Annotated in this window: 7 protein-coding genes and 1 pseudogene; 5 read left to right on the top strand and 3 right to left on the bottom strand. The window is 68.7% G+C overall.

Annotation, left to right across the window (positions count from 1 at the left end; all coding sequences use genetic code 11):
* Positions 1-225: 225 nt before the first annotated feature.
* The 3 genes from GA0070618_RS22205 to GA0070618_RS22215 form a co-directional block, all read right to left on the bottom strand.
* Positions 226-2,100 carry a serine hydrolase domain-containing protein gene (locus GA0070618_RS22205; protein WP_088983350.1) on the bottom strand — a complete coding sequence of 625 codons (1,875 nt, stop codon included), beginning with the start codon at positions 2,098-2,100 and terminating at the stop codon, positions 226-228.
* 10 nt (positions 2,101-2,110) lie between these two features.
* A complete protein-coding gene (locus tag GA0070618_RS22210; protein ID WP_197701588.1) occupies positions 2,111-3,931 on the bottom strand; it encodes a glycoside hydrolase family 3 protein in 1,821 nt (606 codons plus the stop codon).
* A gap of 375 nt (positions 3,932-4,306) precedes the next feature.
* Positions 4,307-5,599, bottom strand: a complete 1,293-nt coding sequence (locus GA0070618_RS22215; protein WP_088983351.1) for an exo-beta-N-acetylmuramidase NamZ family protein — start codon at positions 5,597-5,599, stop codon at positions 4,307-4,309.
* A gap of 535 nt (positions 5,600-6,134) precedes the next feature.
* On the opposite strand from GA0070618_RS22215, the gene GA0070618_RS22220 reads away from it, so the two are divergent.
* From GA0070618_RS22220 to GA0070618_RS22240, 5 genes and pseudogenes are all read left to right on the top strand, one after another.
* Positions 6,135-6,959: an SAM-dependent methyltransferase gene (locus GA0070618_RS22220; protein ID WP_414467532.1), complete on the top strand. Its 825-nt coding sequence runs from the start codon at positions 6,135-6,137 to the stop codon at positions 6,957-6,959.
* 232 nt (positions 6,960-7,191) lie between these two features.
* Positions 7,192-7,356: pseudogene (locus GA0070618_RS22225) on the top strand (YdeI/OmpD-associated family protein); the annotation flags it as partial.
* Between the two features lie 182 nt (positions 7,357-7,538).
* Positions 7,539-7,976: a GNAT family N-acetyltransferase gene (locus GA0070618_RS22230; protein WP_088983352.1), complete on the top strand. Its 438-nt coding sequence runs from the start codon at positions 7,539-7,541 to the stop codon at positions 7,974-7,976.
* Between the two features lie 461 nt (positions 7,977-8,437).
* Positions 8,438-9,481 (top strand): helix-turn-helix domain-containing protein, encoded by a 1,044-nt coding sequence (locus GA0070618_RS22235; RefSeq protein WP_088983353.1) that lies wholly within the window; start codon positions 8,438-8,440, stop codon positions 9,479-9,481.
* A 251-nt stretch (positions 9,482-9,732) separates the two neighbouring features.
* Entirely contained in the window at positions 9,733-14,217 is a 4,485-nt protein-coding gene (locus GA0070618_RS22240; protein WP_197701589.1) for a S8 family serine peptidase, read from the top strand.
* The last annotated feature ends 171 nt before the right edge of the window (positions 14,218-14,388 follow it).

The raw sequence follows: 14,388 nt of genomic DNA on the forward strand, positions 1-14,388 counted from the left end.
GGGCGGTGTGACCGGGCCGGCCTGAGCGTCCCGCCGCTCCGCTGTCTGACGGTACCGGGGTGGTGGGCAGGCGGGGCGGGACGGTTGAAGCCGTGGGGCCGGTGGTGCTACCGGGTGTGATGCCGCGGACCGAACTGGAGTAGAGCAAGGTCACCGGCGGGCTCGCCGCCCTCGCCTGCGCCGCGTGTTGCGCCCTGCCGCTGCTGATCGCCGCAGGCCGCTACGTCAGTCGCGGGCGGGTGACCATCCGTCGGCGATGAGTCGGGAGTCGTCGCCCCCATCGCCTTGGAAGAGCATTCCGTCCCGGTCCGTTGCGATGATCTGGTCGACGTAAACTCCGCGGCCCTGGCTGGAGCTGTCGGTCGTACTGCTCCAGCGCAGGTGGGTCGCCTGGTCGGGCAGGTCGACCGTGACCTGCCACCAGACCCGGCCGCCGTAGCCGGTGACCGTGCCGTCGCTGGTCCACCGTCGGTCCCCTTGGTGTAGCAGCATCCGCCCCGGAGCCCAGGTGTGCCCTCCGTCCGTGGAGATCTCGAACCGGGCGCTGTCGTAGCGGGGCTCAGTGTCGTACCACAGGAGGAAACGCGCCTTCCCGCCTCGCGCCGCCCGGCGCAGCGGTGCGGTGAGTGTGCTCGTCGCGAGGTCGCCCGGGTCGGCCCGCCAGGCCTCGCGTGACCGGGGGCGCACCGGCATCGCCTCGGCGAGGTCGCGCGCGACCGCGCGTCGGGCGATGTTGTTGCTGCCCCAGCCGCGATCGGGGTGCACCCGGTTGCTGAGCAGGATGACGAACGAGTGGGAGAGCGGGTCGATGACGATGGACGTGCCGGTGAAGCCGGTGTGCCCGAACGTCACGGGGGAGGAGAGCCCCATCATGTACCAGGGCTTGTTGAGCTCGAAGCCGAGTCCGCGGCGGCTTTCCGGATCGGCCGACTCCAGCCGTGCGTTGTAGTTGACCAGCATCGCCCGCACCGTGTCGTCCCGCAGGATCCGCTGCCCACGGTACGCACCGCCATTGAGTAGTGCCTGGCAGAGGACGGCGAGGTCCGCCGCGGTGGAGAAGATGCCGGCATGCCCGGCCACGCCACCGAGCGACCAGGCGTTCTCGTCGTGCACCTGGCCCCAGACCATGCCGCGCCCGGCGTACGGCTGGTACTCGGTCGCGGCGATCCGCGACCGCAGCTGCGGCCCCGGGTTGTAGCCGGTGTCGGTCATGCCGAGCGGCCCGGTGACGCCGTCCCGGACCAGTTCGGCCAACGGTCGGCCGGTCACCCGTTCCAGCAGGACGCCGAGTGTGATCAGCCCGAGGTCGGAGTAGATGTACCGGGTGTCGGGCGGTGCCGTGAGCGGCGTGGCGAGCGTGGCGGCGATCCGCTCGGCCGGCGTCGGGTACTTGCTCCACAGCGCCGTGAATGCGGGCAGCCCCGAGGTGTGGGTGAGCAGCATGCGTACGGTGACGGTCTCCTTGCCGCCGGCCGCGAACTCCGGAACGTAGTGGGCGACCGGCGTGTCCAGCTCCACCCGTCCCCGCTCGACCAGCTGCATGGTGACGATCGCGGTGAACAGCTTCGACACCGACGCCATGTCGAAGATGGTGTCGGGCCGCATCGGGATTTGCTGGTCGGCGGGAAGCTCCACGCCGACCAGCCCGGGTGCCGGTCCGACGGCGGCGTACCGTACCGCCGTTCCCGCGGCGGCGTGCTGCACGATCACACCGTCCTTGGCCGCCAGGACCACGGCACCCGCGTACGTGGGATGACCGGGGTGGTCCGGGGTCGGCTGCAGATATGCCGCCAGGTCGGCGGGGAGGCGATCCACCTCCTCGGGAAGCAGGCCCACCTCGCGGGCGGTGCCGGGCCGCAGCGTGTCGTCACGGAACTGGATGTCGGCAGGGGTGACGGCCGGCGGGCCGGACTCGGCCGAGGGCGGCGCGGCGGTGACGGGCGCCCCGGTGGCTGGCATCGCCGCACCCAAAAGAGCCAGGGTCACGCCGAGCGCGACCTTGCGGAGCAGCGGGCGGGAGGACGCGGTGGCTCTCCTCCCCGCACCAGTGCCGAGCGTTCCCGCGCCGACCACATCGGTGGAGAAATTCCTACGCTGCATGCGTCGCCTCCTACCAGGTCAGGCCGTGGCCGTACGGGTAGAGCGCGGTTCCCGCGCCCTCGGCTGTGGGGATCGTGACGGGCAGCCGTCCGCTCGGGGACAGCTCGCCATGCAGCGCGCGGACGAGGGCGTCCATCGCCGCCACCGTGTACGAGTAGGTCGTCAGGTAGGTGGTCACACCCGGCAGGTAGGCGATGTCGTACGGGTCCCGGACCGCCGCCACCACCACGGGTTTCCCGGTGCCGACCAGCGCCGCGACAAGGCGCCGCTGGGTGCCACGTGGGTCCGTGACGACGTCGTCCCACGCCTTGTTCACCAGCACGACGGTGAGATCATGATCCGCTGCCTTGGCGGCCGTTGCGGCGATCAGCGCGTCGGACGGTAGGGTCGCGGGCTGGGCGGTGGCTCGGGCGCCGCGGGCGGTGAACCCGCCGGCGACCGCCGCGATCGGCGCGAAGGCGGCACTGTTCCAACCAGTGACCAGCACCGACCGGTTCGCGTGGGTCAGTGGCAGCAGCCCGGCGTCGTTGCGCACTGCGGTGAGCGTCGGGTCGGTCACCTGGGCGACGGCGGCGATGTGCTGGGGTGCTCCGACCGTCCGTACCGCCTCGTCGACGTCGGTCAGCGGCGACCCGGCCAGCCCTTGTCGGTACTTCATGGCGAGGATACGCCGGACCGACTCGTCGATGCGTTGTTCGGTGAGCTCGCCGGTGGCGACGGCCCGTAGCACCGCGTCTCGCGCCAGCCGGAGGTCCGGCGGCATCAGGAGCTGGTCGGCGCCGGCCTTGAGCGCCAACACCGGCACCCGGTCATCGCCGTACTTCTGTCGCACGGCGGCCATGTTCAGCGCGTCGGTGACGATGACTCCCCGGAAACCGAGTTCACCGCGCAGCACACCGGTGAGAATCTTCGGCGACAACGTCGCGGGGTCGCCGGACGGATCGAGCGCGGGCACCACGATGTGGGCGGTCATGATCGAATCAACGCCCGCGGCGACCGCTCTCCGGAACGGAGGCGCGTCGATCCGCTCCCACTCCGCCCGGCTGTGGTCGATCACCGGCAGGCCGGTGTGGCTGTCCTCCGCCGTGTCGCCGTGGCCGGGGAAGTGCTTCGCCACCGATGTCACGCCGGCGCCGTCCTCGAACCCGACGACCTGCGCGGCGGTCAGCTCAGCCACCAGGGTGGGGTCGGCGCCGAAGGACCGTACGCCGATCACCGGGTTGTCCGGGTTGATGTTGACATCGGCAATCGGTGCGTACGGCTGGTGGATGCCGACTGCCCGCAGCTCCCTCCCGGTGATCTCCGCCGCCGTGTACGCCGCTCGGGGCGACCGCCCAGCGCCGAGTGCCATCGCTCCGGGAAACTGCGCCGCGGGGGCCGGCATCCGCAGCACCACGCCCTGTTCCTGGTCGGTGGAGATGAGCAGCGGCACGCGACCCTTGGCGCCGTCACCGAGGGCGGCCCGCTGGAGCCCGTTGGAAAGCGTGGCGATCTGGCGGGGGCTATCCAGGTTGTGGGACCAGGAGAAGTAGATGACGCCGCCGAGGTGGAACCGATCGATGACCTCGGCCGGCGTTTCGACGCCGAACGCGGCCCGGTTGGCGGCGCGGTCGGCTGCCGTGGGCTCGGCGGCGTTACCGCCGTAGACGTAGGTGGAAAAGAGTTGGCCGACCTTCTGCTCCAGGCTCATGTGCCGCAACGTCGAGGTGACCCAGCCGTGCTCGGCGGCGGGCGGGTACACAGGCTCGGCGTAGGCCCGGACGGGGAACGGCGTGACGGTGATCGCTAGCGTGGCCATCAGGACGGTCGCGGTGAAGAGTCGAGCTTTCATAGACGACGGCCTTTCAATCCGGATGGCTGAAACTTAGCTACCCATCTATGTATCGTCAAGGAAGGTTAGCTACGGCTCGCGCCTGGTGCCGGTGCAGTGGCGGTGCTCGTCTCGTGAGGGGGCTGATCCGGATTTCGGGTTGGCTCTTTTCGGCATTCTGGGAACCAGGATCAGTCAAGAAATGTGCCGCAGGTCTTCAGGCCGTCCCCAATCTCTATGGGGAGAAGGGCACCGGAACGCACACGTCGGGTCGGCACATCGACTACGTCTACTTCTGGAAGCGCGTGCCGGAGCACCAGGTCATGTGGATGACCGACTACAGCATCGTCGGTGCCCCGCGGTCCGCGAGGGGGTGACGGCCAGTACCGGCCGTGATCAGTAGAGCAGGTAGGGCCGGCGCTGCCGGCCGAAAGCGGCCAGCTCATCGGCCCAGGCGCCCACCACGTCGTCCACGTCGGCGCCCGCGTCGACCATGGTGCGCAGCCGGGGCGACCCGGTGAGCTTGTCGATCCAGTACGGCCGAACCGCGTCCCACGTGTCCTGCCGCCAGGCGAACGCCGGATACCTCCGCGCCTCCACCAACATGGCCACCCCGGTGCGGATCGGGTCGTAGACGTGGCGGTCCACGACCTTCACCTCGACCCCGGCGCAGAGCTTGTTGAGCAGAGCCGGCTTCTGGCCGGCTGCGGTGGGCGAGAAGTACGCCTCCCGGAACCGCACTCCCGGCAGGTCACGGGCGTTGAGGCGGTCACTCCAGTGGTAGTCGAAGTCGGTGTCGAGTCCGCCGATCAGCTCGAACGGACGGCAGGTGCCGCGACCTTCGGTGATCGACGCGACGCCCTCGAAGAGGCAGGTACCCGGGTAGACGAGCGCCGTGTCGGTGGTGGGCATGTTGGGGCTGGGCATCACCCACGGCAGATCGGTGTCGGCCGCCAGCACGTCCCGCTTCCAGTGCCGGCACTGCACCACGTGCAGGTCGACCGACCGTCCGGCCTCGGCGGGCAGGAACTCGGCGTTGAAGAGGCGAGCCAGTTCGCCGACGGTCATGCCGTGCTGCTGCACGATCTCCTTCAGCCCGACACCGGAGGTGTAGCCGGCGGTCATCATCGGGCCGTACGCCCGGCCGCCGATCGGGTTGGGCCGGTCGAGCACGACGTACCGCTTGCCGACCCGGGCCGCGGCGAGCATCGAGGTGTACATCGTCCAGATGTAGGTGTAGAACCGGGCGCCGACATCCTGGATGTCGAACACCACCGTGTCCGTCCCCGACTGGGTGAACATGCGCTCCCAGTCGGCCTGCGAGGCGCCGTACGCGTCGTAGACGGTGATGCCGGTCCGGGCGTCCGTGCCGGTGCCCTCGCTGCCGCCTGCCTGGGCCGAGCCCCGGAATCCGTGCTCGGGGCCGAACGCCGCCACCACGTTGACCTGACCCGAGCCGTGCATCAGGTCGACCAGGTGGCGGTAGGAGGAGTCGACGCCGGTCGGGTTGGAGATGACCCCCACCCGCTGTCCGTGCAGGTCCCGGAAGCCGGAGCGGACCAGCAGGTCCAGGCCGGTCTCGACCCGGCGGATTCCAGGGTCGGCGCTGGCGGGTGCGCCGGCCAGGGCCCCGGCGAGGGTACCCCCGGTGATCGCGCTGGCTCCGGTGAGGAAGATTCTGCGCTCCATCGGGTGCCTCCCAAGCCGCTCAATTCATCGAAACTTAGCTACATCCCGCAGGCCGGTCAAGGAAGGAGTCCTCCATCGTCCCGACGGTTACCGGGAAGACGCACCACTTGCCGGTCGTCATCACCTCCAACGACCGCCAATCGAGAACCAGAAGTCGCCGGCAAACTGACCCCATCGGACGACCACCCCGCTACTGCGGCATGGTCACTGCGGCGCGGTAGCGGGGGCGCGGATCTGGCAGGTCCGGGCACCACGCGCCGTGACGCTCCATGTGGCACCCGGACCGCGATAACCGTGGTCTTAGTCAGTGAGGAGGGCGCGATCTCGGGGCGGGCCGGATGTCGGGCGACCACGCGTTCGGCCGCCTCGCCGAGGTCGTTCCACATGCGTCACCGGTCAGCGGCCCTGGTCGCGTCCGGCCTGCTGCCCACCCAACGAGCTCAGCGGGCCGTCAAGGTTCCACAGAGGAATCAGCTACTGCGCATCGCCGGTGTAGGGTCGCCTGCACGGGTGGCGGCATCGCTTAACGGAGGCAGTGGTGGAACGTCGTGGCGAGGATGCTCGCGGGGTCGATCTGCGAACGGACCGGGCGCACGGCGCACGAATCTACGACTACATCCTGGGCGGCAAGGACAACTTCGCCGCCGACCGCGAGGCTGGTGAGAGTTCGTTGCGGATTTGGCCCGCGTTGAGGGTCCACATGCAGGCGAACAGGTTCTTCATGCACCGGGTGGCGCGTTACCTGGCTACCGAGTGCGGGGTCCGGCAGTTCCTCGACATCGGCACCGGACTGCCGACATCACCGAATCTCCATGAGATTGTGCAGTCGGTTGACCCGACCGCACGTGTGGTCTACACCGACAACGATCCGCTCGTGCTCGCGCACGCGCGTGCGCTGATGGTCGGGACAGCACAGGGACGCACGGCCTATGTGGCGGCGGACATGCGCGACCCCCAGACGATCATCTCCGCGCCGGAATTCCTGCGTACCCTCGACCTGAGCCAGCCGGTTGGGTTACTGCTGATCGCAATCGTGCACTTCATCGAGGACGACGCGGAAGCACTGCGGGTCGTACGGCAGGTCATGGACGTGCTGCCGGCGGGCAGTTACCTGGCGATGTCCATCGCAACCGATGAGTTCGACCCAATCCCGCTGGCCGAGGTCCAGCGGCAGTACAACAGGCTCGGTGAGACCCTCATCTTCCGCGACCGTGCCACGGCGCTGAGGTTCTTCGACGGCTTGGAGTTGGTCGAGCCCGGGCTGGTCCAGGTCCACAAGTGGCGTCCGGACGGGTCCGAGGCCCCAGGGATCGCAGACAAGGACATCGCCATGTACGGGGCGGTCGCGCGGAAAGCCTAGTGCGACCGACTCTCTCTCTTCGCCTGCGCCGGGAGCGCCTGCCCGTCGCCGCCCGGCCCGCGGTGGGCCGCCCCCGGCCACACCAAGCACGACCGTGGCCCGCCGCCGAGCACAACCGTCGGTCGGCTGATCGCTTCCCGCAGGATCGATCTCCGCGTGGCTGTAGGGCCGGGCCGGCAGCGGCGCGGTCGAGGTCGAGGTCGACACCGAGCCGCGCGACGTCGTCGAACCCGCAGACTTCGCCCGAGCCCTGGACGACGACCCGGCCGCCCGCGCCGCGTACGACAACGTGGCGTACGGCCACAAGCGCGAGCACGTGCGTGCCATCGAGAGCGCAAAGAAGCCCGAGACGCGCCAGCGGCGTATCGAGAAGGCCATCGCCAGCCTGCGAGGCTGAGCCCGGAGGCGACACTCCGCCGGCAGAGGAGTCGCTGCGCGGAGGCACGACCCTGGGCCGAGTGATCGGGCCGACATCCGACCCGGTGGTACAACACCGACACCGGCCAGTCGACACCCGGGACAGCGCCGACGTCGACCCGGTGCCCGACACCTCGTAAGGAGCGCTGTACCGTAGCGGTCATGACAGCGCCTACCGCCCTGCCGGCGGGTTATCGGTTGGTCGATGGACCACCGACGGTCGGAGACTACCTGCTCCTTCGCGAAAGGTCCGGGCTCTCACCGCGTCGACCCGATCAAGCTGCCGCCGCGGTGCAGGGCGGCTGGGCTGCGGTGCACGTATTGCACGAGGAGAGCGGCACGGCAGTAGGGATGGGTCGGGTGCTCGGCGATGGCGGGTGGTACTTCCACGTGGTCGACATGGCGGTATTGCCAGAGCACCAGCGTCGGGGCATAGGTGAAGCGGTACTGACTGCGTTACTGGCGACAATCCGTCGGGAAGCGCCGCCCGGTGCGTTCGTGAACCTGCTCGCCGATCCGCCGGGTCGCCGCCTCTACGAGCGGCACGGTTTCCAGCAGACGGGGCCGAACTCTGTCGGGATGGCTCGGACCCTTGACTGACGACGCAACTGGCCCCACGCCACAAGACCGGCCGACTTGCAACAGGAGGGTGACGTCCCTGCTCAAGTCTGCCTTGATCTTGCCAACGCGCACCGCAACGGAGCCGCTGACCAGCAGCTCGGTTCCTTGACCGGCTGCCGGTGGTGGCGGCATGATCCGCGCATGATCGCAGGCCAGAGCCAGCTCGCAGACCTTGCCCACCGGTAGCCGAGTGAGCCCCGGCAGCGCCTGCACGACGTGGTGCTCAATTCGGGCCCCGTACCGGCTTTCTCCGACCTGGACCGGCGGGCGCCCGGTAGGGCCGACCAGGCGGCTACCCCGTACGAGCACCGACGTCACCAGGCGACGTGAGGCGGATCTCGCCCGACGGCTCGGCCAGGAGTCGCCCCCGGCCCGGTCGGCTGCGGAGGACAAAAACCCGGGGCTGCGGCGCTGCGGGCATCGCCGTAGGTGGTGGTGCCGTGCTTGAGGGGCTCGGCCTGCCGGCTGGCCTGGCTGACGCGTATGCCCATCTGGTGACTGTTCCGTCGGTGGCGCCGGACGAGATGGCCAGGGCGTTGGGCACCAGCACTGATGACGCCGTCACCGTCCTCGCCGCGTTGGAGCGGCATGCGCTTGCCAGCCGGTCCGAGTTCGGCGGGGAGGCGCGGTGGACCGCTGTTCCTCCGTTGCTGACCGGCCAGCGGCTCCTGGTCGAGCAGGCTTCGCGGCTGCTCGAGGCGCAGCGTGAACTGCTCGCGCTCTCCGAGTCCCACCAGCGGACGGTCAGGGCTGGCGGCGCGGAGCATCTTCTTGTGGAGGTCGTGGTAGGCGAGGCCGCCTTGCACGCGCAGCTGAGCCGGCTGGACGACGCCGCGCAGGAGGTGCTCGCGCTGGTGAAGCCGCCGTTCGTCGCGGTGTCGTTCAGCGACGACGCCGCACTCTCGACAGCTCCGAGCAGCCGGGTGATTTTCGACCACGCGGTGTTCGCCGATGATTACCACACGGTCGAGCGGCTGCGGCAGACCGTCCGGCCGGGCGACCAGCTCCGTGTGCACCCTGCGGTGCCGATGCGGCTGAGGGTGTACGACCAGCGGGTCGCTGTTCTGCCCCTGGTGCGACATGACGCCCAACCGGCCGTGCTGCTGGTGCACTCTGGTGGCCTCGTGACCCTCGCCGTCGAGTTCTTCGAGGCGATATGGCGCGAGGCGACCCCACTGCCGGTCGGAGACGCCGATCTCGGATCCGGTGCTGAGCGCCGGTGGCTAGGGATCGATGATCGGCGGATATTCGGGCTGCTCCTGACCGGGGCCACCGACGCGACGATCGCCCATCAACTCGGTCGCAGCGAGCGCTGGGTGCAACGCAGGGTGCGGTTGATGATGGACGAGGCCGGGGTGCGCACCCGGCTGCAACTCGGCTGGGAGGCGCACCGGCGCGGATGGCTGGTGGACGAGCCGGCCGGCGGTCGGTCATCCACGGCTGACGCGGACGAAGCAGCATCACCGCTACCGCCCGTAGCCTGACGAACGCGCAGCTGACGGCACGCGTCCGGCCGGTTCCCGGCGGCTGTCGGAAACACGCACGGTCGCATTCCCGCACGTCGTGGGCGCTTCCCCAACCCCCTCCGGCGATGTTGTCCTGGGGCGGCTCTGGCCCATCCCCAGGAGGATCACCCGCCCTCCTCCGCTTCGCCGGGTTCGCCGACATCGCCGTCAACTTGGCGTGCCGCGCGCCTGCGAGGGCTGGCCAGCACCTGACCGACCGGCTGGTCCGGATGAACCGTCCCAAGCCTGCCACGACCGGAACTGCGGCAGACGCCTGCACAAAGAGGAGAAGGCGCATGTGGAAACAACGACCTCGGGGTCCGCGGCGGAAGTCGAGGCCCGCGGCTGTTGCGACGATCGCCCTGTTGGCACTGCTTGCGAGCACGGCTCCGGCGGCACAGGCTGCGCCGACCGAGGGGGAGCCGGCTGACCGGGCGAGTGCCAAGATTGAGAAGCCTCTCGGTGGGAAGTTCGCGGTGGCAGCCATGCAGGACTTCCTGGTCCGGTTCACCGAAAGGGCCGACCTGACCGAAGCCGGGCGGACCAAGGACTGGGACGTGCGCGGCGCCACAACCGCGAACGCGCTGAAGGCCAGCGCGGCGCGCAGCCAGCGCGGGGTACGCGCCCTGCTGGACAAGGCAAAGGTCAGTTACAAGTCGTTCTGGGCCACCAACGCGATCTACGTCGAGGACGGCTCGGCGACCCTGGCCCAGCAACTGGCCGGGAGGGCAGAGGTGCAGATGCTCTATGAGCCGCGTACCTACGAAATCCCCGTAGTCGCGGAGGACCAGCCCAGTGTCACACCGCAGTCACTCCAGTGGGGTATCGCCGACGTCAACGCCGACGATGTCTGGACCAACTACGGCATCACCGGCGAGGGCGTCGTGGTCGCGAGCATCGACTCCGGGGTGCAGTACGACCACCCGGCACTGGTCAAGCAGTATCGCGGCACCAACGGCGACGGGACCTTCGACCACAACTACAACTGGTTCGATGCCTCTGGCACCTGTGGGGGCAAGCCCTGTGACCTCAACGGCCATGGCACCCACACCATGGGCACGATGGTCGGGGACGACCGTGCGGGCAATCAGATCGGTATGGCGCCGGGCGCCACCTGGATTACGACGAACGGCTGCTGTGACAGCGACACGACGCTGATCGAGTCCGGCCAGTGGCTGCTCGAACCCACAGACTTGAATGGCCAGAATCCGGACGTCAGCAAGCGTCCGAACATCATCAACAACTCGTGGGGCACGCAGTCTCCGTCCAACGACCCGTTCATGGAGGACATCTCCAGGGCGTGGGAGGCTTCAGGGATCTTCAGTGTCTGGGCCAACGGCAACATCGGTTCCGCCTGCAACACCAGTGGGTCACCCGGCAGCCGGATCATCAACTACTCGGTAGGCAACTACGACAGCAACCACGCCATCAACCCTTACTCAAGCCGGGGAGCCGGCCAGGACGGGGAGACCAAGCCCAACATCTCCGCTCCGGGATCGGCTATCCGCTCGTCGGTTCCGGGTAGTGGCTACGCCCACTACTCCGGCACTTCGATGGCCGCCCCACACGTCGCGGGCGCGATCGCCCTGGCCTGGTCGGCGGCGCCGACCCTGCTCGGGGACGTCGCCGCCACCAAGGCCCTGATGGACGGTTCCGCGGTCGACACCCCCGACAACCAGTGCGGCGGCACCGACGACGACAACAACGTCTTCGGCGAGGGTCGGTTGGACGCGCTCGCGCTGCTCGCTGCCGCCCCCACCCGCGACACCGGGGTCCTGTCCGGCACGGTGACCGACGCGACGAGTGGTGGCCCGGTCGCGGAGGCCAAGGTCAGCCTGACCGGCCTGATCGCCCGCACTGTCAGCACCGACGCCAGCGGCCGTTTCGAGCTGCGGCTGCCGGTGGGCGCGTACGACCTGAGCGTGTCCAAGTTCGGCTACGCGACCGACACCTTCACCGCAGTCAAGATCGATGCGGACCGGACGACAACGCTGAACGTACCGCTGGCAAGCCGTCCGTCCAGCACCGTGACGGGCACCATCACCGACGGATCCGGCCAGGGCTGGCCCCTCTACGCCAAACTCGACGTCGGCGACACCCCGGTGTCCGCGTTCACCAACCCCGTCACCGGTGCCTACTCGCTCAACCTCCCGTCGGGCACCAGCTACCGGGTTCAGGTGACCGCGCAGTACGCGGGCTACGACCCGAAGACGGTGGCTCTGGACCTCACCGCTGGCGGCAACGTCACGCTCGACGTGACGCTGGAGGTCAACCTCGGGTGCAATGCTCCGGGCTACCGCCTCGTGTATGAGCCCGTGCTCCGGGAGAGTTTCGACACCGGGAAGGTCCCCGACGGCTGGACCGTCGTCGACAACCTCGGAACAGGGCGGGTCTGGACCTTCAACGACCCGGAGAACTGGGGCAACCTCACCGGTGGCGACGGGGCCTTCGCAGACGTCAACGGCGACTACTACGGCCCGCCGAGCACCCAGGACACCGCACTCGTGACGCCGGTGCTCGACCTCTCCGACATCACCGACGCGACCTTGGAGTTCGCGACCGACTACCTGCATCACGCCAGCGAGAAGCCGGAGATCGGCCTCTCGGTCGACGGCGGCGCGACCTGGACCACGGTGTGGACCCAGGACATCAGCCTGCGCGGACCGCGCAAGGTACAGGTCTCGCTACCTGGCGCGGCCGGAGAGCCCGACGTGCAGATCAGATTCCACTACCGCGTCGGCACCTGGAGCCATTGGTGGCAGGTGGACGACGTCTTCGTCGGCCTGCGGGACTGCGTCCCGCTCGATGTCGGTCTCATGGTCGGCAACGTCTACGACGCCAACGACAGGACCCCGGTGAACGGCGCGACCGTCACCAGCGACGAGGCTCCCCACGACACCGCCACCACCGTGGCGACTCCCCAGGACGACGCCCTGGCCGACGGCTTCTACTGGATGTACTCGTCGCTGACCGGCAAGCACCCGTTCACCGCGACCAAGGCTCGCTATCAGTCGACGACCCGACCAGTCGACGTGGTCAAAGGCGGCGTGACGTCGGCCGACTTCCTGCTGGGCGCCGGGCGCCTCACGGTCAAACCCTCCTCGGTGCAGGCCAGCGTCCCCCTGGGCGGCGTGGACGAGCGCACCTTCACCATCACCAACGACGGCACCGCGCCCGTCGAACTGGAGATCACCGAGAACGACGGTAGCTTCACGATCCTGAAGGCCGACGGCACCAGAACGTCGTCGACCAGGATCGCGGGGTCCACCGGCACCTCCGTCAATCGGGTGAAGACCAACGTGACCCCGTTGCCACTGGCACCATCGGCGACCACCGCCGATGATGCCAAGCCCCCCGTTGTCCCACACGGCGAGCCATGGACCGACCTGCCCAACTATCCCACCAACATCATGGACAACCATGTCGGCTATCTCGACGGCAAGGTCTACTCCTTCGGCGGCACCGAATCAGGATTCGGCACGACCAGTGCGTCGTACGTCTACGATCCAACGACGTTGACCTGGACCGCGCTGGCCCCGATGCCGGAAGGGCGACAGCAGGCCTCGTCGGCATTCGTCGACGGCAGGTTCTACCTGATCGGCGGCTGGTCCGGTGGTGACGGTGCCACCGTCGGCGTCGCGGCCATCTACGACCCGGAGACCAACACCTGGACGAAGGGCGCACGCAACCATCCGTCGCCGGCGGCTGCGGCGGGGACCGCGGTGCTGAACGAGAAGATCTACATGGTCGGCGGCTGCACGAGCAGCTGCGGCACGCGCGATGTGGTCGTGTACGACACCGAAACCGACACCTACCAGACCGCTGCCGACTACCCCACGAACACCTCCTGGCTCGCTTGCGCGGGTCTGGACGGCAAAGTTGTCTGTGCCGGTGGTTTCACCGGTTCTACGAGTTCCGTCTCGACGTACTCCTACGATCCTGCAACGGACAGTTGGACGCGTCGGGCCGACCTGCCGGGTACGTACGACGCGTGGGGCACCAGCTACAGCGCCGCCAACGGTCAGCTGCTGCTCTCCGGCGGCGCGGTTGCCGACTCGACGGCGGTGACCAACGAGGGGTACGCGTACGACCCGCGCGCCGACAAGTGGACCGCTCTCCCCAACTCCAACAACTCGCTGTACCGGGGTGCCGCGGCATGTGGCTTCTTCAAGATCGGCGGGTCGTGGGCGAACTGGTCCGCAACGCCAGCCAGCGAGGTCCTTCCGGGATACGAGGACTGTCGTGGCCCCGGTGTGTCGTGGTTGAGCGCCGGGCCGACGACAGCGACGATCAAGGCCGGTGACAGCCTCACCGTCGGAGTCCTGTTCGACTCCGCGGCGGTCAGCCAGCCGGGCACCTACACGGCCGAGCTGAAGATCAAGGAGAACACCCCGCACCCGGGCCCCACCATCGGCGTCACCATGAACGTGGTTCCACCGAAGTCGTGGGGCAAGCTGACCGGCACCGTCAGTGGCCAGTCCACCCACGGTGCCGTCACACCCGTAGCCGGGGCGATTGTCCAGGTCAATGACGCGAACGATGCCTCCACACTGGTCACTGGCGCTGACGGCAGCTACGCCCGCTGGATGAACCAGACCAGACAGACCCTGCAGATCGTCGTGGCGAAACACGGATACGTGCCGCAGAGCCGCGAAACCCGGATCATGAGAGGAAGAACCACGACGGAGAACTTCACCCTGCAACCGCTCCCATAACGGTCTTCAGGAAACGCCCAACTGTTGCCGATGAACGAAGACGGCCCTCCGGGCGGGTTGGCTCTGACTGCCGATCAAGTGCCGACCCGTACCGGAGGGACCGTGACCAAACCTGACCCGAAGATCGAAGGGTGAGTGGGCAGGCGGCCTCGTCAACGGCGATGTCGTCGA

This window comes from Micromonospora echinospora, assembly GCF_900091495.1.
Taxonomy (GTDB): domain Bacteria; phylum Actinomycetota; class Actinomycetes; order Mycobacteriales; family Micromonosporaceae; genus Micromonospora; species Micromonospora echinospora.

Bases quoted from the DNA above. Each gene is read 5' to 3' on its own strand.
- GA0070618_RS22205 (WP_088983350.1), bottom strand. From the start codon at position 2,100: ATGCAGCGTAGGAATTTCTCCACCGATGTGGTCGGCGCGGGAACGCTC.
- GA0070618_RS22240 (WP_197701589.1), top strand. From the start codon at position 9,733: ATGAACCGTCCCAAGCCTGCCACGACCGGAACTGCGGCAGACGCCTGC.
- GA0070618_RS22210 (WP_197701588.1), bottom strand. From the start codon at position 3,931: ATGAAAGCTCGACTCTTCACCGCGACCGTCCTGATGGCCACGCTAGCG.
- GA0070618_RS22230 (WP_088983352.1), top strand. From the start codon at position 7,539: ATGACAGCGCCTACCGCCCTGCCGGCGGGTTATCGGTTGGTCGATGGA.
- GA0070618_RS22215 (WP_088983351.1), bottom strand. From the start codon at position 5,599: ATGGAGCGCAGAATCTTCCTCACCGGAGCCAGCGCGATCACCGGGGGT.